The sequence below is a fragment of the Mycobacterium sp. RTGN5 genome, from assembly GCF_033804465.1.
Taxonomy (GTDB): domain Bacteria; phylum Actinomycetota; class Actinomycetes; order Mycobacteriales; family Mycobacteriaceae; genus Mycobacterium.
The window spans coordinates 323,111-343,657 of record NZ_JAPZLA010000001.1 but is presented as its reverse complement, the minus strand read 5'-3'; the positions used below and the strand labels follow the sequence as shown (position 1 = coordinate 343,657).

Sequence of the window (20,547 nt, the reverse complement as noted above, 5' to 3'; positions counted from 1 at the left end):
GCTAACCTCCCGCGTTCTGTTGGCCGGGCGCTGCTACCGGGGCCACCGCGCCGCCGGGATCGATGGTGTCGCGGGCCAACAGCGCGGTGGCGCGGTTGATGGCCGGGCCTGCCGCGAAGGTCCGCAAGATGGGCCACGGCGCCTGGACTGCGCGGCGCGGGTCCAATCCCAGTGCCTGCAGTGTGTTCTGGTCCCATTCGATGCCGTACCGGACACCTTGCGGCGAGACCCAGTAGAGGGTTTCGCGGGTGTCCGACGTGATGGCCCCGCTGGTGGATGCGACGAAGTTCGCTGAGCCCGGCAGCATCAGGGTCTGGTTGGCCTCGACGGAGTCCGGATCGCGGCTGTCGCGGACCAACCGCACGATGTGCGAGTCCATGCTCTCCGGCGTCGGCAGCCCACGCCCGGTGAAGAACGTCACCGCGGCCTGACGGTCCGTGGTCTGCTTCTGCCAACCGACACAGGTCACCGGATTGGCATCGGTGTCAACGAAATCCAGCTTGCCGGTCGGATAGAAGTCGACGCTGAGCGCCGTCACCTCGGGAATGTCGACCAGCTTGTCGGGCGAGATCAGTTGCGGGGTCGTCGAACCCTGGCTGTCCGCGGTACGCAGCAGGTCGGCGACGAAGCCGGTGATCTTCTGGACGCCGTTGGGCAGCAGCGCGTAGAAACCACTGACCGTGCCGTTGGAATCCTTCGTCTCCAGGACGCTGCCCACAGTCGAGCCCGCGAGCAGGCGTGACGGTGTGCCCGCTTCCGGGATGACCGGTACCACAAGGGGTTCGGTCGCCGGCATGGCGTCAAACAGTGCGTTGGAGATGTCGATCGGCCGGGTGGCACCCGGATCGAGCCCCAGGTTGAAAGTGACCGAGCGGTCGGCCGGGTCGATCTGCGTCCGCTGCCCGTTCCAGATCAGGTACGTGCCGGTGCCGTGGGTGGCCAGGATTGCCTGGGTGGGGCGCAGCGACTGGGCGCGGCCCGCGGCGGAGAGTTGACCGGCGATCGCCGTCACCACCGGCAACTGTCCGCCGCCCCGGGTCGGGGCGGTGTCGCACACCGACCAGGCCGAGACGGGGTTCGCCGAGACAGTCAGATCATCCGGGACACCGGGAATCCCGACCATCGGCCCGGTCGGATACTTGGCGATCTCGCCGGCGTTGACCCATGTCGGCGCCGACGCGCTGCCCGTCGCCAGCCGCGCCGACGTCAGATTGAGCGCCGGGTACAGCCGGCCGTCGATCTTCGCGTACAGCGCACCCGTGTCGCGGTTACCGATGATGTTCGACTGGCCCACCAGCCCAGCGGGTTTCATGAAATGCAGCAGGGCCATCCAGCCGCAGCCGATCACGACGAAGACGACCGACAGCGCGACCGCGGCCTGCTGTTTGCGGTCGTCGTGTTTCATCCGCACCGAGAAGCGGGTGATGGCCGCCCGCAGGCGCCGGTTGTAGAAGAGGTGGCCGGAGTTCTGGTCCCGGTTGGACAGATTGAGCGGCACGAGTCACCGCAGCCCGGCGCCGTAGCGCGCCTGGTTGTCGGTCTCAGCCTCCTCGCGCAGTGCGGCGAACGCCAGGTTCAGCCGATCACTGAGCTCACCATGGCTGTAGTCGGTCACCACCGCGGGATGCAACGTGAGTTCGATAAGTTTGCCGTCGGAGTTTGCCACCGCGTGTATATCCCCCAGGTCGACGCTGTACGTGATGGTCTCGGCCTGCGCGACGAGCGCCTCCCAACGCTCGGCAGCTTCGCTCAGCTCCTGTAAGACCGCATCAACGAGATCCCTGTCGCTAAGCTCGTGATCGCTGCCGGATCCCGCCACTCAGCCAGTATGTCGAGCGTCACTACCTGCGTCAATTCACTTTGCAGGGATTCTTTTTACGGGGACTGAAATTTGCCCCAGCAACCTCTGTCTGTCTCACACGTCACGTTTAGGTGCCCCACTGAGTGGGTAACGGCGCATTGAACGCCTCGAACCAGGCGAAGTGATAGTTGGCCGACAGCTCATCGCCGAGCGCGATCGCCTCGGTCGCAGCCAGTAATAAGCAGTTGCTCAGCAGGGCTGAGTCGACGTCGGGATACTGGGCCGTCAGCTGATAGCGCGCGGTGTCGGAATGCACGCGCAGGACGTCCACTTCGGCGTCGAGCACCCCCGTGCGCGCCGCGCCTGCCTTGGCCAGTGTGTGCACCAGCCTCGGTAAACCGTCGCGCCAGTGGGTGGCCTCCACGAGCTTCCAACCCAGATCGTCGACGCGGGGCAGCTCCCGCGCGGTCGGCGACGCCGCCGTCGGCTCGCCGCGACCCGTGGCGAACGAATCACCGGGGTGATAGGCCACCGATCGCACGACATCGCCGAGGAGCTCGCTCACGCGGCCGCCGCGCCGCGCCGGCGCAAGCAACTCGACCCCCGCGGGCAACGCGACGCCCGGTGGGATCCAGCCCTGCGCGAGGTCGGTCACCAGCAGAATCGTCCCGTCGGCGCGCTCCCCGATAGCCCACCGCAGGCCGGGTTCCTGGCGGGCCACGAATTCCAGCAGCCACTCGAGATGCTCGCCACCCGGTTCGGATGCCGGTTCGGGTTCAGGTTCGGGTTCGACGGCATCGGCGGTCACAGCGGGCCGCTGGATCTCGATCGGTTCGACCACCACCGGCTCGGCCTCGCCAGGCTCAGGTAACGATGCGACGGGCGGTGCGGCTTTGGGAATCGCCGGGTCCGTGTCGAATTCAACTGCTCCAGAACGTAATTGCCGAATAGTCGACTCGACACGCTGTACCGCGTAGGACCTGGCGACATCGATGATGCGGACTTCCTCGGCGCGGCGGGCGAAGTCGGGAAGATCAGCGTGACGCAACCCGCGCAGCCGCTCGTTGGCCGAGTCGGCGATTCGCTGCAGATCGTTTTTCAGATGTTCGGCGACGATCGCCGTCTCTCGCGTGACCGTCTCCAGCTCCGGCGGCCACAACCCGCCGATGACCCACGGTGCGCAATCGGTGGGGGTGTGAGGAGTCGGCACGGAGAGCGCGCGCTGCGTCGCCCTCTTCAGACGCTGCCGCGCCGTGTTCCGGCCGAAGATCGCCACGGAGGGAGCCTACCGTCGATCGCGTCGCTGTCAGTTCGGCCGGGAACCGCCGGCACCAGCCCTTTCAGCTCAGCGGCTGGTTCTTCCGCACGCCCTTGTACATGCCGCGGCGGACGAACAACGGCATCACCAACCTGTCGACCGACCAGGCCGGGAATCGGAAGGCCTTGCCGTTGGGGGCGAACACTTCCAGCCCGTCGGCCTGGATCCCGACGATCGAGCCCCAGCGGCTCCTCGGCGCCCGGTACCGCTTGAGCGGGCGGTCGTCGAGGGTGGCGCGGATGTTGTGGGCCAGCAAGGAGTCGGCGCGGGCCCGCGCGGACGCGCGCAGCGGATCGGTCGCGGCCACGTCGCCGATGGCGAACATATGGTGGTGGCCGCATAGTTGCAGCTCCGGGGTGACCTTGACGAAGCCCTGCTCGTCGAGCAGTTCGGGCGGCAGCCATTCGGTGTTGGGCTTGACCCGCCCGATCGCCCACAACACCGCGTCGGCCGGAGCCGCCGGCTGCCCGGTGCTCCACTGCACGGGCGCGTCGGTGATCTCGTCACCGTCGAAACCGTCGGGCAGCACCGCGCGATGCCCGGGATGCAGGCCGACACCGAGCCCAATCAGCTTGCCCTGCAACTTTTCCCATGCTCGCGGATGATGCTCGGTCAGGGCCCGCTCGCCAGGGAAGTAGAGGTCGACCTTTTTGCCCGGCCAGGCGGTGGCGATGTTGGCGGCGGCGCTCACTGCCGCGGCACCTCCGCCGACAATGATCACCGAACCTGCCGCACCGAACCGGTCGTGGACGGCGGTCAGGTCGGCGGCGATCTCGTCGGGGGTCTGCAGGGTGGGCTGTCGCCAGAACCCGTTGCGTACCCCGGTCGAAATGATCAGCACGTCATAGGTTTCGGTGACCGGCGACCCGTCCGGCGCGGTGCCGAGCACAGTGCGGTGTTCCAGATCCAGGCCGGTGAGAGTGGCCTGCACGGTGCGCACCCGGTCCAGCGCCCGGTATTTGTCGAACGAGACCCAGTTGTCGCGGGCCCAGTCCTTCGGGCGGGCCAGCCGCAATCCCAGCTCCTGACCGCTGAGCAGCGCGGGCTTCGCCGAGATGCCGACGATGTCGGCGTGGCGGCCCAGCTTGATCGCGGTGAGCAACCCGCTGTCACCGAACCCGGCGATCACGATGCGTGGCTTCTGGCTCATACGACGGCCTTTCGGGGTGGGCGGGGAATGAGCATCGGTACTCGGTCGATCACGGCTTGATACTGCGGGCGCCGCGCCAGGCTGCGCTTCTCCATCATCGGGATGCTGGCACCCAAGAACATCGCCAGCATCGCGATGACCCCGATAAACAGCCACCACGCCGAAGCCGGGGCCGCAGCCACCCCGAACAGCGCGAGGGCGAACCAGAAGCTGATCTCGCCGAAGTAGTTCGGGTGCCGCGACCAGGACCACACTCCGCGGTCCATCACCGCGCCGGGCTGCTTGTCGCGCACGAAGCGGTGCATCTGGGTGTCGGCCACCAGTTCAAGGGTCACCGCCGCGATGCCCACGGCGAATGCGACCCAGCTCAGCCAGATCAGTCCCGGGCCGGGAGTAGTGGCGGCGACGTAGACCGGCACCATCCCGAGGAACACCTGCACGGTGGGCACTAGGTGAATGCCGAACAAGTCGGCGAGGAACTCCCAGCGGCCGGCGCTCTCGCGCAGGATCGGGTAGCGCCAGTCCTCGTGGTGCAGGCCGGGGAAGCTGTAGGCCCAGTTGCCGGTCAGCCGCACCGCCCAGTACATGACGACGATCGTGAGCAGCCAGCAGCGCAGCGAGTCGAGGCCCAGCGGGCCCGCGGCCCACCAGAAGATCAGCAGAAGCGGCGGGATCACGCTCCAGAAGGCGTCATAGAAGCTGGAGTTGCGATACGCGCGGGAGAAGACGAACACCACGAGCGTGGCCAGCACGTCGGCAATGAATGCATCTAGCCACAACCGGCCGGTCGCGGGACCCCACAGCAGCCAGGCCGCACCGACCCCGACCGCGAGGACGTAGGCCACGGTCACCAGATAAAAGGAACCTGACCGGTTCGGCGTTACTGTCATGCAACCTCCTGCCGCGGCCGAACTGTAACACGTTCTAGTTGCCCGAATCCCGGCCGCCGAATCCCATCGAGTCTGCGCTCAGAGCCTGTTTCCGGGTCGGATCCACACTCTCACCGCAGCCTCGACGCCGCCCGCCAGACCAAAACTTGACACCTGCCAACAACTGCCGACATGCGGTTCCTTATCGTGTCGGAATGAGCACCGTCGCTGATGCCGAGCGGGTCGAAGACCTGGCCCGGCGGGTCGTGGCAGACCACGACCCGAAGAACGTCCCGATTCCGGAATTTCTCGGCGCCTGTTATGACGCCGGCCTGTCCTGGGTGCACTTTCCCGAGGGCCTCGGTGGCCTCGGCCTGTCGCGTGGCGTGCAGGCTGTCGCTGATCGAATCTTGCAGGGTGCCGGCGGCCCGGTGCCGCTGGGCCTCAACCCGATGGGCTACGGCATGGCCGCCCCCACGGTGCGTGAGCACGCCCAGTCCGACGACCTGAAGAAGGCGTTGCTGCGGCCGCTGGCCACCACCGAAGACATCTGGTGCCAGCTGTTCTCCGAGCCGGGCGCCGGGTCTGATCTGGCCGGTCTGGCCACCACCGCCGTGCCCGACGGCGACGAGTGGGTGCTCAACGGGCAGAAGGTGTGGACCAGCCTGGCGCACCGGGCCCGCTGGGGTCTGCTGCTCGCGCGTACCGACCCCGATATCGCCAAGCACAAGGGCCTGACCTACTTCGTGCTCGACATGCACGCCCCCGGCGTGGAGACCCGCCCGCTGCGCCAGATGACCGGGCAGGCCGAGTTCAACGAGGTCTACATGACCGACGCCCGCATCCCCGACACCCACCGGCTCGGCGCGGTCGGCAACGGCTGGGGCGTGGCGATGACCACGCTGATGAACGAACGCAGCGCGCTGGGTGCCAGCGGCAGCCGCCGCGGTAGCGGGACCATCAAGGACGCCGTGGCGCTGTGGGCCTCACGACCCGACCTGCAGACCCCCGTGCTGCGGGACCGGTTGGCGCAGTTGTGGTTGCGCTCGGAAGCCCAGCGGCTGACCTCGGAGCGCTCCCGCGCCTCGGCCACCTCAGGCGGCCCCGGACCGGAGGCCTCGGTCGGCAAGCTGGTCGGTGCCTTGCTCAACCAACACATCTATGAATGGTGCATGGATCTGCTTGGGCCCGAAGGGATTCTGTACGACAGCTACGCATTGGCCGACGAGGCCGGTGACGCCGGCGACTGGCGCGGGCCGATCCAGCAGCGCTTCCTGCGCAGCCGCGCCAATACCATCGAGGGCGGCACCACCGAGGTGATGCGCAACATCCTCGGCGAACGGGTGCTGGGCCTGCCCGGTGACCTGCGTGCCGATGCCGGCATGCCGTGGAAGGAGATCCCGCGTGGATGACAACGCTGAGTTCAGGTTCACCGAGGAGCAGCAGCAGCTGCGCGCCGCGGTGCGCAAGTTCTGCGCCGACAACTTCGACGAGTCGACGGTGCGCCGGCTGATGGAAGCCGAGGTGCCCTTCGACACCAAGGTGTGGAACCGGCTCGGCGCTGAGCTCGGCGTGCTCGGGCTCTCGGTGCCCGAGGCCGACGGCGGTGCCGGTGGCTCGCTGGTCGATCAGGCTGTTGCGGTGGAGCAGTTCGGCGCCACCCTGGCGTGCGGTCCGCTGTTCGGCACCGTGTATCTGGCGATTCCCGCGTTGGTGGCCAGCCCCGGCGGCCCGGCACGCGACGAGCTGCTGGCCCAGCTGGTGGAGGGCACCCGTACCGCGGCGTTCGCCGTCGCCGACACGGCCGGCGCGTTCGATCCGGCCGCAGTGACCGTAACAGCCAATGGCGACACGGTCTCCGGAACCGTCCAGCGCGTCGTCGACGGTGCGGCGGCCGACGAAATCCTGGTCGCGGCAACCAGTTCCGACGGTATCGGGCTCTACGCGGTGGACGCCAAGGACACCCAGCGCACACCGCTGATGACCCTGGACCTGACCCGCCCACAGGCCACGATCACCTTCACCGACTCCCCGGCCCGGCTGCTGGCCGGCCCCGAGGAAGCCGAACGGGTGATCACCCACGCGCTGCAGGTGGGCTCGGCGCTGCTGGCCGTCGAACAGGTCGGTGCCGCACAGCATCTGCTGGATCTGGCCGTCGAGTACGCCAAGTCCCGGTTGCAGTTCGGCCGGCAGATCGGCTCATTCCAGGCGATCAAGCACAAGCTCGCCGACATGCTGGTCGACCTCGAACACGCCCGCTCCGCCGCCTACCACGCGGTGTGGGCACTAAGCGATGGTTCCGACGACCCGGCCCTTGCCGCCAGCATCGCCCAGGCCACCTCATCGGCGGCGCTGAGCCACATCGCTGCCGACACCATTCAGGTGCACGGCGGTATCGGCTTCACCTGGGAACACCAGGCGCACTTGTACTTCAAGCGCGCCACCACCGATGCCGCACTGCTGGGCAGTGCCGAACAGCACCGGTCGCGGATCGCGGATTTCATCCTCGACAATGCGAGCGCCGAGGGCGGATCGCGGGTGGCCGACGGCCTTCCGGTCTGACCACAACGCACAACGAAACGTTCGGGCGGAGAAGTGCTGAGAGCTTCTCCGCCCGAACGGTTTCCGTGGTACACCTGGCTCGTCAGCCGCGATGGTGATTCCACTGGTGGTGGTGATGGATCGAGGAGCCGGGGACCGGCTGGTTGTGCTGGTGCGGGAACGCCGGGTGCGGCGCCGGTTGGCTCATGTGAGGTCCGCCGGTGTCGGCGTAGCAGTCGCTCGCGCCTCCCAGTGCGACCAGCGCGGAGCCGGTGGCCAGGATTGCGCCTGCGGCGATGCGCTTGAACCAGATTGCCGTCGAGGTCTTGGTGGTTGTCGTGATCGTCATGATCGTGCTCGTTCTGTTCGTGCTTCCCCCGGTTTGCCGGGTGATCTAAGAATCGCGCACGAGGACCCTGATGTCTGTCGGGCGACCAGCCCCTAGCCGGGATGAATCCGTTGTCCACCGATCGGGGGACGCCGGTCGGTACGCTCAGCCGCGATGAGCCAGATGGAGTTGGTCACCTCGGCGCCCGCCACGATGGGTCCCGGCGAAATCGGTGCGTGGGCAACCCGCGCCGAGCGACTCGGCTTCGACGTCATCCACATCTCGGAAACCATCCATGACCCCTTCACCGTCGCGGCGTTCGCCCTGCAGCACACCAAGCGGGTGACCGTGCGCACGAGCATGGTGTTGGCCTTTCCGCGTAGCCCGATGATCACCGCCTATGCGGCATGGGATCTCGCGAAGTACTCCGGTGGCCGGTTTCAGCTCGGCATCGCGTCGCAGGTGCGTGGCAACATCGTCGGCCGGTTCTCGGCTCAGTGGTCCGAACCCGTAGCCCGCCTCGCCGACTACATTCGGGCACTACGCGCGATCTTCGCGTCCTTCCAGACCGGCGCGAAGCTCGATTACGTTGGGCCGCACTATCGATTCGAGCGGTTACAGCCCTACTTCAACCCCGGTCCGCTCGACCATAGCGCCCCGCAGATCTGGACCGGCGCCGTCAACGCGCGGATGTGTGCCATGGCCGGGGAGTTGGCGGACGGCTTTGTCTGCCATCCGACCAACTCCCATCCCGTCGTCCTGAAATCCCGCACGCTGCCCGCGCTCGCCGAGGGCGCATCACGTGCCGGCCGCGGGCAGCTGGCCGTCGTCGCCAACCCGCACGTCATGACCGCCGCCACCCCCGACGCGGTCGATGCGTTGCGCGAACAGCGACGCTCCGAGCTGGCCTTCCTGTACAGCACACCGGCCTACCGACGACAGCTGGAGGATTTCGGTTTGGCCGACGTCGGCGCGGCACTGAGCGCGATGGCCCAACGATCCGAATGGGACGCCCTGCCAACCGTTCTCACCGACGAGGTGATGAGAGAGTTGGTGCCGCAGGGCACCTACGACGAGATCCCCGCCGTGTTGACGCAGTGGTATTCGGGACTGTGCACCGGAATCAACCTGCCCGTTCCGGCCGATGACGCCGACGACGACGGCTTCGGCGCGCTCCTCGATTCCTGCCGTCAGATCCCTGCCGCCGCAATCACTTAGGACGGTCAGCGGAATCGTTCGAGGCATTCGCGCTCGTCGAAGGTCGACAGGAACGCTGTGGCGGCGTCGTGGCCCTCGGCGTAGAGCGCGTCGATCTCGCGTTGGTTGATGTGGAAATCCAGCACACCGACCTTCGTCGAGTCCACCCGGATGGTCCGGCAGCTCACCCACGGCAGGTTCAGGTAGGCCTGGTCGCGGCCGACCAGGATCGTGGTGATGACGTCCTCGAGGAGGCTGGGGCCGCCGAGGTGCCGCAGCGGGGCCAGCGCGGGGATGACCTTGTCGTTGTTCTGGGGCAGGTCGGGCAGCAGCGTCACCCCGAGGGTCGGCCAGCGCGGCTTCTTGCCGTCGGGGCGGTCCAGCGAGTCGATCGGATAGTTCGACAGCAGGCCGCCGTCGACGAGCGTCGACTCGCGGCCCGTCGCACTGGTGAGCTTCACCGGGCGGAAGAAGAACGGAATCGACATCGAGGCGCGTACCGCGTCGGCGACCAACTGCTCGTCGGGGTCCAGCCCGTACAGCCGGCGATAGTCCCACGGCAGCCTCACCAACTGGCCAGTTGTGACATCGGCGACAGTCACCACGAGCCGATAGCGACGTTCCTCGGGCAGTTGGTCGTCGTCGAGCCGGAGGTCACCGAAGGTGGTGACGCCTAGGTCGCGCAGCTGATCGGCGATGAAATTGTGAGCGTAGTCACCCTGGTACATCCCGGAGCCCTGCAGGATCGCCCAGGATGGCCCGAGCAGCGGGACACGTTCGACCGGGCCGGGGTCGAGGAACTTGCGATAGTCGATGCTCAGCGCGAGGTCCCGGACGTCGGCCGGGGTCAATCGGTCGTTCTTGGCGGCCGCGGCCACGATCGAGCCGACGATCGAGCCTGCCGACGAGCCGGCGATGCGGTGGGCGCGGTAGCCGACCTCCATCAGCTTGACCACGGCACCGGCCAGGCCGATGCCCTTCACGCCGCCACCAGCAAGGACCAGGTCGATGGGCTTCGTCGCGGGTGTGGGCATCGCCCCATGCTAGGAGCCGCGCCTGACAAACGAGCCTGAACAAAACCGTCGGGGGGAGAAGCATGAAGCTTCTCCGCCCGAGGTTGGGGGGTCTATTGGGTGGTGTTCAGCCGGCGCGGTTCCACTGGTGGTGGTGGTGCGCGATCGAGCCCGGCACCGGGAAATTGTGCTGGCCGGGGAAAGTCTGGTGATGGCCCGGCTGGTTGATGTTGGGGCCGTTGTTGAACGAGCCGCTCTCGGCGAGGGCGTCGGTGGCGGAACCGAAGGCGAACAGTGCGGAGCCCGCGGCCAATGCGCTACCGGCGGCGAATCGCTTCATCCAGGTCATGGTGGTCATAACAGTTCGTGTCCTCTTGTCGTCTTTGACGTGGTCTTGGCCTTCGCGTTTCGCCAGTGAGTAAACGATCTCGCATCTTGGCAGCGATGTCTGTCCGGCATCCGGTGGATCGCCGGGTGGAATCCGGTGTCCCCCAATCGGTGGACACAGGCGAATTCCTGCCAACCGACGATCATCTGCTGCCAGTGGAATTACTGCGGCCCCCAGTGACGTTGGCACTGTCAGCGGCGCGGAAATCGACTCCGGCCGTTGAGGAAGAGGGAATAGACATGACGAAGTACGCCATCACCACTGCCATCGCAGGCGCCATGACCGCCGCCGTTCTTGGCCTTGCCGCACCCGCGCAGGCCGACCTGGGTCACAACACCTGGGTCAACAACATCGGCCCGACGGCGACAGCGCCGCACGTTGACACGTCTGTGCATGGATAACCGTTGATCCGCAACGGATCCAACAGAGGGGCACCCGATTCGGGTGCCCCTCTTGCATGTGTTCACCGTCACGCCAGCACGGCGTCGATAGCGCGGTAGATGCGCTGTTCGCTGACCGGTCTGGGGGTGCCCAACTGCTGGGCCCACAGGCTGACCCGGAATTCTTCGATCTGCCATGCGATATCGCGGACGTCGGCCGCCGCGGCACGGGTGGGCGACAGCGCGCCAAGCAACTCGCTGTAGGCGTCGTGGACGGCGTGCACCCGTTGCATCCGTTCGCGATCGGCCTGCGGGGCCTGCGCCAGCCGGTCGAGGCGGCGAGCGATCGCGGTCAGGTAGCGAGTCAGGTCGGCCAGCCGGGCGGCGCCAGTCATCGTGACGAAGTGACTGGCGACCAAACCTCCCAGCTGCGTGCGGATGTCGGCGACCGCGTCGGCCTGTGCGGCCGCCGGCTTGTCCGGCAGCGCGAGCTGCACCTCCTGCAGGGCGGCCAGCACCTTTTGCACGCGGGCCGCAATGTCCTTCGTGGTCGACGGCAGCGCCGCGGCCACCCGGTCCCGCAGCGCCGCGAAATCTGCTTTGGTCCAGACCGGCTGAGCCGCGAGGAGATCGACGGCCGCATCGGCGCAGTCTTCGAGTAGCGCGGCCAGCGACCCGTCCGGGTTGGCCCCCAAAACCAGGCGCGTGCGCGGATCCAGCGATTTCTCCAGCGATTTCACCGGTGAGGGCATCGCCAACCGCAGCAGGCGCCGGATGCCGGCTTTCATCGCGGCGTCGCGTTCGGGCGCGGTGGCGAACACCCGCACGTCAACTCCCGCGCCGGCGTCGACCAGAGCCGGGTAGCCCCGCACGAGGTGACCACCGACGGTGCGCTCGACCGCCTCCGGCAGCCGATCGAGGTCGTCGGGCCAGGCGCGCAGCCCGGTTCGTTCCAGGTCGCTGGCGACCGCATCGGCCACCGCCTGTCGGGCCGAGCCCGCCAGCTCACGCTGCAGCACCTCGAGATCCTTACCGCGGGCCACCTCGGCACCGTCGGCCGCTTCGACGGCGAACGTCACCCGCAGGTGGGGTGGCAGCTTGTCCAGGTCGAACGCGGTGATCGGCACCAGAACGCCGGTACGCCGGTGTAATTCGCGTTGCAGGGCTTCCAGTAGTGGTTCGTGGCCCGCCTGGATGTCGGCGAGCACCGACCGCGCAGTGTCGGGAGCCGGAACGAAGTTGCGCCGCAGGTCTTTTGGTAGCGACCGGATCAACGCGGTCACCAATTCCTCGCGCAATGCCGGTACCTGCCAGCCGAACTCGTCGCCGCCCAGCCGAGCCAGCACCCCCACCGGGATGTGCACGGTCACCCCATCATCGGACGCCCCGGGCTCGAACCGATAGGTCAGCGGCAGCGACAAGTCCCCGGCTCGCCAGTTGTCCGGCCGCTCGGCGGTGTCATCGTCGACGCGCAGCAGGTCGTCACGAGTGAAGGTCAACAGCTCCGGGGTCTGGTGCCGCTGCTTCTTCCACCACCCGTCGAAGTGCCGGGTGGAGACCACCTCTTGCGGAATTCTGTTGTCGTATAACGCATATATCTGGTCCTCGCCGACGAGAAGGTCGCGACGGCGGGCCCGCTCCTCCAGGTCGGCCAGCTCGGCCCGCAGTCTCGCATTGTCAGCGAAGAAGTGGTGACGTGTCTGCCACTCCCCCAGCACCAGCGCGTGCTGGATGAACAGTTCGCGCGACACCACCGGGTCGACGGTGGCGTACCCCACCCGCCGCCGGGGCACCAGCGCAAGTCCGTAGAGCGTCACCCGCTCGAAGGCCATCACCGCGCCGCGCTTGGCATCCCAGTGCGGTTCACTGTAGGTGCGCTGCACCAGATGTCCCGCCACGCGCTCGACCACCTCGGGCTCGACGCGAGCGGCGATGCGCCCATACAGCCTGCTGGTCTCCACCAGATCGGCCACCACGATCCAGCGCGGCGGCCGTTTGGTCAGCACCGATCCAGGGGCAAGCACAAACTTGGAGTTGCGGGCTCCGGTGTACTCCCGTGAATCCCCTTCGCGCAGACCGATATGCGACAGCAATCCGGCGACCACGGCGGCATGGACCCGTGCCGGGTCGGCCGGTTCTGGATCGTCGGACTCCCGGATCCCGATGTCACGGGCGATGCTGCGCAGTTGACCGTTCAGGTCCTGCCATTCCCGGATCCGCAGGTAGTGCAGGAACTCCTCGCGGCACATTCGCCGGAAGGCACTGCCGGATCGGGCTTTTCGCTCGTCGCGAAGGTATTGCCACAGGTTGAGAAACGACACGAAGTCCGAGTGCTCGTCGGCGAACCGGGCGTGCTTCTGCCGGGCCGCCTCCTCGCGGTCCACGGGTCGCTCCCTGGGGTCGGGAATTGAGAGCACCGCGGCCAACACCAGCACCTCACGCACGCAGCCCTCGGTGTCGGCCTGCAGGATCATCCGGGCCAACCGGGGATCGACCGGCAACTGCGCGAGCCGGCGGCCGATGTCGGTGATCGCGCCTGCGGAGTCGAACGCGCCCAGTTCCTGCAGCAGCTGAACACCATCCCGGATACTGCGCTGCTCGGGCGGATCCAGGAAGGGGAAGCTTTCGATCTCGCCGAGTTGCAGTGCCGCCATCTGCAGGATCACCGCGGCCAGGTTGGTGCGCAGGATCTCCGGATCGGTGTACCGCGGACGCGCCACGAAATCCTGCTCGGAATAGAGCCGGATGCACACCCCGGGTGCGGTACGCCCGGAGCGACCGGCCCGCTGTGCGGCGGAAGCCTGCGAGATGGGTTCGATCGGAAGCCGCTGCACCTTGGTGCGCCGGCTGTAGCGCGAGATGCGCGCGGTACCGGGATCGACGACGTAGCGGACACCGGGTACGGTCAGCGACGTCTCGGCCACGTTGGTGGCCAAGATGATTCGCCGGCCCGTACGCGCTGGCTGGAACACCTTCTGCTGCTCGGCCGTTGGCAGCCGCGCGTACAGCGGAAGCACCTCGGTGTTCTTTAGATCGCGCAACGCCTCGGCCGTGTCCCGGATTTCCCGCTCCCCGGACAGGAACACCAATACGTCACCGGGCGGCTCGGCCTCCAGCTCGCGGACGGCATCGACGATCGCCTCGGTCTGATCGCGGATCTCGGTGCGCACGATCTCGTGGTCGGGGTCGTCGGGATCATCCGAATTATCTTTCACCACGGGCATTTCCAGCGGCCGATATCGAATTTCGACCGGGTAGGTGCGCCCGGACACTTCGACGATCGGGGCACCGTTGAAGTGCGCGGCGAACCGCTGCGGTTCGATGGTCGCGGAGGTGACAATGACCTTGAGATCCGGCCGGCGGGGCAGCAATTCGCGCAAATAGCCCAGCAGGAAGTCGATGTTGAGGCTGCGCTCGTGTGCCTCATCGAGGATCAGCGTGTCGTAGCGGAGCAGACGCCGGTCGCGCTGGATCTCGGCGAGCAGGATGCCGTCGGTCATCAGCTTCACCAATGTGCGATCGCTGGCCTGGTCGGTGAAGCGCACCGTGTAGCCGATCGTCTCGCCCAGCGGGCTACCGAGTTCGTCGGCGATGCGCTGGGCCACCGTGCGAGCCGCCAGGCGGCGCGGCTGGGTGTGGCCGATGGTCCCGCGGACGCCGCGGCCGAGCTCCAGGCAGATCTTGGGCAGCTGGGTGGTCTTACCCGAGCCGGTTTCGCCGGCGATGACTACAACCTGGTTCTCGGAGATGGCCTTGGCGATCTCGCCGCGCCGTTCGCTGACCGGTAGGTCGGGGTAGGTGATCGCCGGGACAGCGGCGGTGCGGGTGGCGATCAGCGCCTCGGCGGCGGTGAACTGCCCAGAGATCTGCGCCAGAGTCGCCGCCGAGACGTCCCCGCGCAGCGACTTCAGCCTGCGGCCCAGCCGGGTCGCGTCGCGAATGGTCAGTCCGTCGAGGCGGGCACGCAGTGCGCGCACCTGGTCGACGGACATTTCGGACACTCGGGCAAGGATAGGCGGCAACGCCGCCAGGATGCCACGCGCGGCGGCGGCGACCGCCTCAGCTTTCCGCAGTGCGTAGGCTCGACGGCGATGACCATTTGGATCGTCGTCGGACTGCTGCTGGTCGGCCTCGGAATCGTGGCCAGCCAGCTATTTCGGCTGAAGGATTGGCTGAACAAGCCACCCCCACCCAGCGAGCACCCCGACGAACCCGACACGTGACCGACCTCCCCGCCGGGGTGCGGGCGATGGCCGGCCGCGGGCCGCGGTGGGCGACGTGGATCGAGTCGCTGCCCAGACTGGCCCGTGACGTCGTCGCCGAGTGGCAGCTTCGGCCCGACGGACCCACCACCCACGGTTACTGCTCGCTGGTGCTGCCGGTCCGCACACCGGACGGCGCGGCCGCAATGCTCAAGCTCGGATTTCCCGACGACGAATCCGAACACGAAAACCTGGCGCTCCGACGCTGGGGCGGCGACGGCGCGGTCCGCCTCCTGCGCGCTGATCCGCACCGCCGCGCCCTGCTCCTGGAACGCCTCGGCGACAATGACCTGACCGGTCTCACCGACATCGACGCCTGCCGCGTCGTGGCCGGCCTCTACCGGCACATCCACGTCCCGGCCCTGCCGCAGTTGCGGCCGCTCACGTCCTACCTTGACCGCTGGACCACCGAACTCGCCGAACTGCCGCGCAGCGCACCGATCCCGCGCCGGTTGGTCGAACAGGCGCTGAGCCAATGCGCCGACCTGACGGCGGATGCCGCGGCAAGCGCACGGGTCATCCACTGCGATCTGCACTACGAGAACGTGCTCGTCGGCCACCGGCAGCCCTGGCTGGTCATCGACCCCAAACCGGTGAACGGCGACCCGCACTACGAGATCGCGCCGATGTTGTGGAACCGCTTCGACGAGCTGGCCGGCGACGTCCGTGAGGGGATCCGCCGGCGCTTCTACACGCTGGTCGACGCGGCCGAATTCGACGAGGACCGGGCGCGGGCCTGGGTGGTGGTGCGGATGGTGATCAATGCCATGTGGGCGGTGCAGGATGGCGAGCAAACCGAACCAGGCTGGCTGACCACCTGCATCGCGGTCGCCAAAGCCGTTCAGGATTAACCGCTTTCATCAGCGGGGCGGGTCGCCGCGCCACATGAAGCTGTTGACGTACTTGCCCATATCCTTGGCGATGTCGAGGTTCGCCGGCGACGGCGGGCCCGGTCCGTCCTCAGGCCCGAACTGGTGGAACGGCCCGATCGCGCCGGCGATGAGGGCCAGGTCGTTCTTCACCGCGACGACGACGATGATCCGCAGACGCTGCGCGCCCGTCGCGGTGCCCTTCGGCCAGTCGTCGGCGACTTCGCCGTAGCCGGGTTCGTAGCCCAGGATCGCGTTGGGCAGCTCGTAGGACTTCACCGCGTCGGGGAACATCTGACCGAGAACGTCCTCAGCCACCCGGCGGGCATCGCGGCCCTGCGCCGGCTGGCTGAACAACCGCAGCGTCCCGCCGTCGCCGGCGTTCAACTCCGCCCGCACACCGTTGGGTTCCATGGTGACGTCGTAGGCGGTGCCGGACGCCGGGTAGGACACCGAGAAGGACCCATCGGCCGCGAAGAAGCGGGGATTGGTCGCCACCGGAAGGCCGTTCGGGGGGCGACCGCAGTCCGGCGGGCAGTGGTATGTGGTTGGCGCCGGGGTGATTCGGGTCGCGACAACGCTCAACGCCATCATCACCGCGACGATCACAGCCACCCAGATTCCGATGGTCACGAAGTACCCCGGGCCGCGGTCGTTGCGGGCCCGGTAGCTGCCTGCCGGGACCGCGTAGCCCGCGAACGAGCCGTCGTCGTCGGAGTCTGCTGCCGTGTCGGTCATCGGTGCAACGACTCCAGCACGAGGATGGCCTTGATCAGGTTGTCGACGTTCGGCGTTCCCAACCCGGTGATCATGTCGTAGCCGGGCACGACGGGTGTCACGGCGTTGGCGCCGAGGTAGATGTCGCGGAAGGCCGGCACCTGGGCCTCGTTGGCGATCTCGTAGAGCAGCGAATTGAAATCCCCGAGCTGCGGCAACCCGCGGGCAGTCACGAACTGGTTCATGATCGCCGCCAGTCCGGCCCAGATCGGCGCCGCCTGCGAGGTGCCGCCGCCGACCTGGATCTGCCCGTCGGAGACGAACTTGACCCCGGTGAACGGATCGGCGACCGCGGCGATGTCGGGAACCAGCCGCTTGTCCCGCGGACCGGCGTGCTCGGTGGCTTCCTGCCACGCCGGGCGGGCGAACAACACCGACGCACCGCCGCCGCTGCCCTGCGTCAAAGGCACGTCGTACCAGCCTTGTTCGGCCAGCCAGGCCCCCTCGGCGTCGGTGGACAGCGTGGTTCCGCCGACACCGGTCACTTCCGGCAACGACGCCAACACGTCGACGCCGACGTCGTCGGGGCTCGGCGGATCCGACCAGTCATGTCCCCCTTTGCATTCCAGCCCGGCCAGGTCGCCACTGGCGACGAAGGCCGTCGTCCCATTGCGGTGCGCGCGGGCCAGGGCCGAGCGCACCGGCGCCAGATCCGCTCGGGCGAGCAGGCGATCGCAGCCGAAACCGATCGAGAAGCTCCACACCGCACCCGGGTAGCTGCCGTCCACGTCCTCCATCAGCTTGCCGAGCTTCTCGTACGCCGCATCGCCTTCCGCGGTGGGACGGGCGTTGACCAGAACGATCCGGGCGGACGGCGCGATCGCATGGATCAACTGGACGTCCATGGTGGCTTCACCGTGGCGTTCGGCCGGCATCCCGCCCATCACCTCCAGGCTGAACTTCGGCAGCGTGAACCAATCCGAGAACTTGTCGAGGTCGTGTTGGTCGACGCCGTCGAAGGCGAAGACGACGACCGTCTGCCCCTTCCCGGTGTATCCGGCAGCGGTCAACAAGTTGGCGTTGTAGGCGGTGAGTAGCTCGGTCGGCGCCAGCCCCCCGCCGGGGACGTCGAGCGGCAGGCTCGGCGGCGTGCCTTCGTGAGACGGCGTGTACCCGAGAATCCGCCCCATCTCGGCGACTTCGCCGCTGAGTTGCTGCGGGACGGCCGGCTGTTGCGGAGAGGCATAAAACACGCGCCCGCTGGTGCGCCGGTAGTCGTGCACCGCGACGTCCAGCGCGCGGGCCATCGCCTGCGGCGCGCCCTCCACGATCGCCCACGGATCACCGCCGCGCCACCGCACTGCCAGGCCGTGCGAGCCGGCCCACTTGCTCAGCGCGATCGGCTCGGTGGGCGCTTGCAGTTCGGCGGTCAGCTGGACGCGTTCGGTGCGGGCCGGGCCCAGGTCGACGGCCTGGGCGAGTAGGCGGGCAAACGGACCTGCGATCAGGTCGTACGGCAGCGGCGGTGTCGGCCGGTCCGCGGCGAACACCAACATGACCACCGCCGCCGTCGCCACGAGCGGTGTGAGCCGGTGACGCTGTAGCCATAAGCGTCTGCGCATCACGAAAACGATCCCATACTGATGCTGCACGGTCGGTGCGACCGCGCTCGCGGGGGTCACAGAGGAGGTCGCGATGGCACGCTCGAGCGCATTGGTGGTGGTCGTCGGTCTACTCGCCATGGGATGCGGCGCCAACCACGGCAGCGACGCCCCGGCTCCGGCGAAGGCCGAGGCGCCAACGAGGTCGGCGGCGCCGGCAGTCGACGCCCCCACGGCTGGAGAGGCTGAGGCCAGGCAATCCGCCGGGTACCCCGCACCGAAGGGGAAGACCGGGGACCCCACGCCCGGAGACCCCACGCCCGGAGGCAAGGACGGTCAACTGGTCGTCACCTACGAGGAGGCGACCACTCCGGAGGCCATCGTCGGGCGAGATCTCATGGAGAAAACCCACTTTTTGGACGCCATCGCCAAGTCGGTCAGCGACTGGTATGTCCTGCCGAACGACATCCCGGTCGTCGGAGCGCAATGCGGTGAAGCCAACGACTTCTGGAGTCCCAGCGACAAGAAGCTGACGCTCTGCTACGAAGACGTCGCCCAGAGCCTGAAGATCTTCGCCGCCGACCCCAAGCCCGAGGAGAGCGCGCGGCGGATCGCGATCGGGTCGTTCTTCCACGAGGTCGGCCACATGGTGATCGACATCTACGACCTTCCGGTCACCGGGCGCGAGGAAGACGTGGCCGATCAGTTGGCCGCTTACGAACTGCTGGCGCCGTATAACGACGGACATGTCGATCCGGACTTCGTCCAGGCCGCCAAGGACACCGCCCGCGAGTACTTCGTGCTCAGCAAGGAGGGCGGCCCGCTCGAGCAAGAGGCGTTCGCCGACGTCCACACCCCAGACCAGGCTCGCGCCTACAACTTCGAGTGCTGGATCTACGGATCCAACCCGGACGCCAACGCCGACATCGTCAGCTCCGGTCAGCTGCCGGAGGGTCGCGCCGACGGCTGCCAGGGCGAATGGGATCAGCTGGTCAAGGGGTGGACCAGCCTGCTTGAACCGCACATGCGCTAACGACGCTGTCTGCCTCCCCGATGTATTGGGTATCCGAACTTCACTTGAGGTTCGAGGTCGAGGAGGTGGACAGTGACGAAACTCGGTTCAGTGGTGGCATGCGCGATCACGGTCATCGGTATAGGCCTGATCAACCCACCCACGGCCAGCGCGGGGTGCCAGGGAACGTGGACGCCATGGGGTGGCGGTCAGCGCTGCGACGGACCCATCGATCCCAGCGGCTTCTTTCAGCGTTGCGAGACCGGGGGTGCGTTCGGGTTCAACACCCCACAGCAGTGCTACCAGGTCGACTCCAACAACATCGGCGACAGCCAGCCGTGGATCGCGCCCTGAACTGACCACCTATAACGGGATGGCGAGCTGGCTGCGAATCAACGGCGCGATCTTGTCGGCCATATAGGCGTGGCCCGCGTCGGTGGGATGGACGCCGTCGGGACCGATCAGGTCCGGGCGTCCGACGAACCAATGCTCAGCGAGCGGGTCGATGAAGACCGCGCCCGCGGCCTTGGCCTCTACGCGCAGGGTGTCCCGAAGGGCGAATACTTCGCCCGGCGGGTCAGCAGTCGGCCACGGCGGTCCGATCACCAGGAACTTGGCCTTGGGCGCCGCCCGGCGGGCGATCTGGAAGGTGTCGCCGACCAGCCCGGGATATTGGTGCATGTCGACGGGCTGGTCGTTGCGGGAGCCGAAAAACACCACCAGGGCGTCGTCGCGATCGACGGCTCGGGTGGTGAGGTCCTCGAACAGGCTGCCCTGGTTACCGCGGATCCCATAGCCAGCGCCGCCTTCTGCGGCCACGTCGGCGTTGATCCTGGCCCCCTGGCTGGCCAGCAGCAGCCAGGCTCGCGAGGTCCACGATTGCGGGCCCTGCCCACCCTCGTCGGTACCGGTTGTGTACGAGTCACCGATCACCGCGATACGGCTGAACTCCGTGCCGCGGCTGGCCAATGCGTAGCCCGCAGACGGCTGTGAGTAGCCGAGAATCGCGGCTGACACCACGACGGCTGACAGACCCGCCGTGGTGACACGCATAAGTCCCTGCATGCGGGTCAATGACACCTCACTGAATTTCGCGCCCGA

20 protein-coding genes are annotated in these 20,547 nt (G+C 67.6%); 8 read left to right on the top strand and 12 right to left on the bottom strand.

The features are described from left to right. Position 1: 1 nt before the first annotated feature. From eccB to SLQ31_RS01615, 5 genes are all read right to left on the bottom strand, one after another. Positions 2-1,498, bottom strand: coding sequence for a type VII secretion protein EccB (gene eccB, locus SLQ31_RS01635; protein WP_319429070.1), 1,497 nt, complete (start codon positions 1,496-1,498; stop codon positions 2-4). Positions 1,499-1,501: 3 nt separating this feature from the next. Then, positions 1,502-1,819, bottom strand: coding sequence for a DUF2710 family protein (locus tag SLQ31_RS01630; RefSeq protein WP_319429068.1), 318 nt, complete (start codon positions 1,817-1,819; stop codon positions 1,502-1,504). A gap of 109 nt (positions 1,820-1,928) precedes the next feature. Further along, positions 1,929-3,077: a DUF5631 domain-containing protein gene (locus tag SLQ31_RS01625; protein ID WP_319429066.1), complete on the bottom strand. Its 1,149-nt coding sequence runs from the start codon at positions 3,075-3,077 to the stop codon at positions 1,929-1,931. A 64-nt stretch (positions 3,078-3,141) separates the two neighbouring features. After that, entirely contained in the window at positions 3,142-4,269 is a 1,128-nt protein-coding gene (locus SLQ31_RS01620) for an FAD-dependent oxidoreductase (RefSeq protein WP_319429064.1), read from the bottom strand. Then, positions 4,266-5,159, bottom strand: a complete 894-nt coding sequence (locus SLQ31_RS01615; RefSeq protein ID WP_319429062.1) for a DUF1295 domain-containing protein — start codon at positions 5,157-5,159, stop codon at positions 4,266-4,268. The genes SLQ31_RS01620 and SLQ31_RS01615 overlap by 4 nt, the downstream gene beginning before the upstream one ends. 194 nt (positions 5,160-5,353) lie before the next feature. On the opposite strand from SLQ31_RS01615, the gene SLQ31_RS01610 reads away from it, so the two are divergent. Beyond that, positions 5,354-6,550 (top strand): acyl-CoA dehydrogenase family protein, encoded by a 1,197-nt coding sequence (locus SLQ31_RS01610; RefSeq protein WP_319429060.1) that lies wholly within the window; start codon positions 5,354-5,356, stop codon positions 6,548-6,550. Beyond that, a complete protein-coding gene (locus SLQ31_RS01605; protein WP_319429057.1) occupies positions 6,513-7,700 on the top strand; it encodes an acyl-CoA dehydrogenase family protein in 1,188 nt (395 codons plus the stop codon). The genes SLQ31_RS01610 and SLQ31_RS01605 overlap by 38 nt, the downstream gene beginning before the upstream one ends. Positions 7,701-7,782: 82 nt before the next feature. On the opposite strand, the gene SLQ31_RS01600 is transcribed toward SLQ31_RS01605, so the two are convergent. Next, positions 7,783-8,028, bottom strand: coding sequence for a hypothetical protein (locus SLQ31_RS01600; RefSeq protein WP_319429056.1), 246 nt, complete (start codon positions 8,026-8,028; stop codon positions 7,783-7,785). Positions 8,029-8,190: 162 nt separating this feature from the next. Between SLQ31_RS01600 and SLQ31_RS01595 the strand changes: the two genes are divergently transcribed. Continuing rightward, on the top strand, positions 8,191-9,225 hold the full coding sequence (locus SLQ31_RS01595; protein ID WP_319432750.1) for a TIGR03617 family F420-dependent LLM class oxidoreductase: 1,035 nt from the start codon (positions 8,191-8,193) through the stop codon (positions 9,223-9,225). A gap of 5 nt (positions 9,226-9,230) precedes the next feature. On the opposite strand, the gene SLQ31_RS01590 is transcribed toward SLQ31_RS01595, so the two are convergent. Together SLQ31_RS01590 and SLQ31_RS01585 are read right to left on the bottom strand one after the other, a co-directional pair. Then, the gene (locus SLQ31_RS01590; RefSeq protein WP_319429053.1) at positions 9,231-10,238 is read right to left on the bottom strand and encodes a patatin-like phospholipase family protein; all 1,008 of its coding nucleotides are present in this window, start codon (positions 10,236-10,238) and stop codon (positions 9,231-9,233) included. Positions 10,239-10,344: 106 nt separating this feature from the next. Further along, positions 10,345-10,575 carry a hypothetical protein gene (locus SLQ31_RS01585; protein WP_319429051.1) on the bottom strand — a complete coding sequence of 77 codons (231 nt, stop codon included), beginning with the start codon at positions 10,573-10,575 and terminating at the stop codon, positions 10,345-10,347. Between the two features lie 86 nt (positions 10,576-10,661). Between SLQ31_RS01585 and SLQ31_RS01580 the strand changes: the two genes are divergently transcribed. Further along, positions 10,662-11,006, top strand: a complete 345-nt coding sequence (locus tag SLQ31_RS01580; RefSeq protein WP_319433082.1) for a hypothetical protein — start codon at positions 10,662-10,664, stop codon at positions 11,004-11,006. Positions 11,007-11,074: 68 nt separating this feature from the next. Here SLQ31_RS01580 and hrpA read toward each other — a convergent pair whose 3' ends face one another. Then, the gene (hrpA, locus tag SLQ31_RS01575; protein ID WP_319432749.1) at positions 11,075-14,977 is read right to left on the bottom strand and encodes an ATP-dependent RNA helicase HrpA; all 3,903 of its coding nucleotides are present in this window, start codon (positions 14,975-14,977) and stop codon (positions 11,075-11,077) included. 99 nt (positions 14,978-15,076) lie between these two features. Here hrpA and SLQ31_RS01570 point away from each other — a divergent pair, with 99 nt between their 5' ends. Both SLQ31_RS01570 and SLQ31_RS01565 read left to right on the top strand, forming a co-directional pair. Next, positions 15,077-15,208: a hypothetical protein gene (locus SLQ31_RS01570; protein WP_281357907.1), complete on the top strand. Its 132-nt coding sequence runs from the start codon at positions 15,077-15,079 to the stop codon at positions 15,206-15,208. Continuing rightward, positions 15,205-16,098, top strand: coding sequence for an aminoglycoside phosphotransferase family protein (locus SLQ31_RS01565; protein ID WP_319429047.1), 894 nt, complete (start codon positions 15,205-15,207; stop codon positions 16,096-16,098). The genes SLQ31_RS01570 and SLQ31_RS01565 overlap by 4 nt, the downstream gene beginning before the upstream one ends. Before the next feature lie 9 nt (positions 16,099-16,107). Here the strand turns inward: SLQ31_RS01565 and SLQ31_RS01560 are convergent, their stop codons facing one another. After that, on the bottom strand, positions 16,108-16,854 hold the full coding sequence (locus tag SLQ31_RS01560) for a hypothetical protein (RefSeq protein WP_319429045.1): 747 nt from the start codon (positions 16,852-16,854) through the stop codon (positions 16,108-16,110). Next, on the bottom strand, positions 16,851-18,455 hold the full coding sequence (locus SLQ31_RS01555; protein WP_319429043.1) for a S53 family peptidase: 1,605 nt from the start codon (positions 18,453-18,455) through the stop codon (positions 16,851-16,853). Before SLQ31_RS01555 ends, SLQ31_RS01560 begins: the two co-directional genes overlap by 4 nt. 73 nt (positions 18,456-18,528) lie before the next feature. On the opposite strand from SLQ31_RS01555, the gene SLQ31_RS01550 reads away from it, so the two are divergent. Together SLQ31_RS01550 and SLQ31_RS01545 are read left to right on the top strand one after the other, a co-directional pair. Further along, the gene (locus SLQ31_RS01550) at positions 18,529-19,467 is read left to right on the top strand and encodes a DUF4344 domain-containing metallopeptidase (RefSeq protein WP_319429041.1); all 939 of its coding nucleotides are present in this window, start codon (positions 18,529-18,531) and stop codon (positions 19,465-19,467) included. Positions 19,468-19,539: 72 nt separating this feature from the next. Then, positions 19,540-19,800: a hypothetical protein gene (locus SLQ31_RS01545; protein ID WP_319429039.1), complete on the top strand. Its 261-nt coding sequence runs from the start codon at positions 19,540-19,542 to the stop codon at positions 19,798-19,800. A 9-nt stretch (positions 19,801-19,809) separates the two neighbouring features. On the opposite strand, the gene SLQ31_RS01540 is transcribed toward SLQ31_RS01545, so the two are convergent. After that, complete coding sequence (locus SLQ31_RS01540) at positions 19,810-20,499, bottom strand: Rv0518 family GDSL lipase (RefSeq protein ID WP_319429037.1); 690 nt, start codon at positions 20,497-20,499, stop codon at positions 19,810-19,812. Positions 20,500-20,547 lie beyond the last annotated feature (48 nt).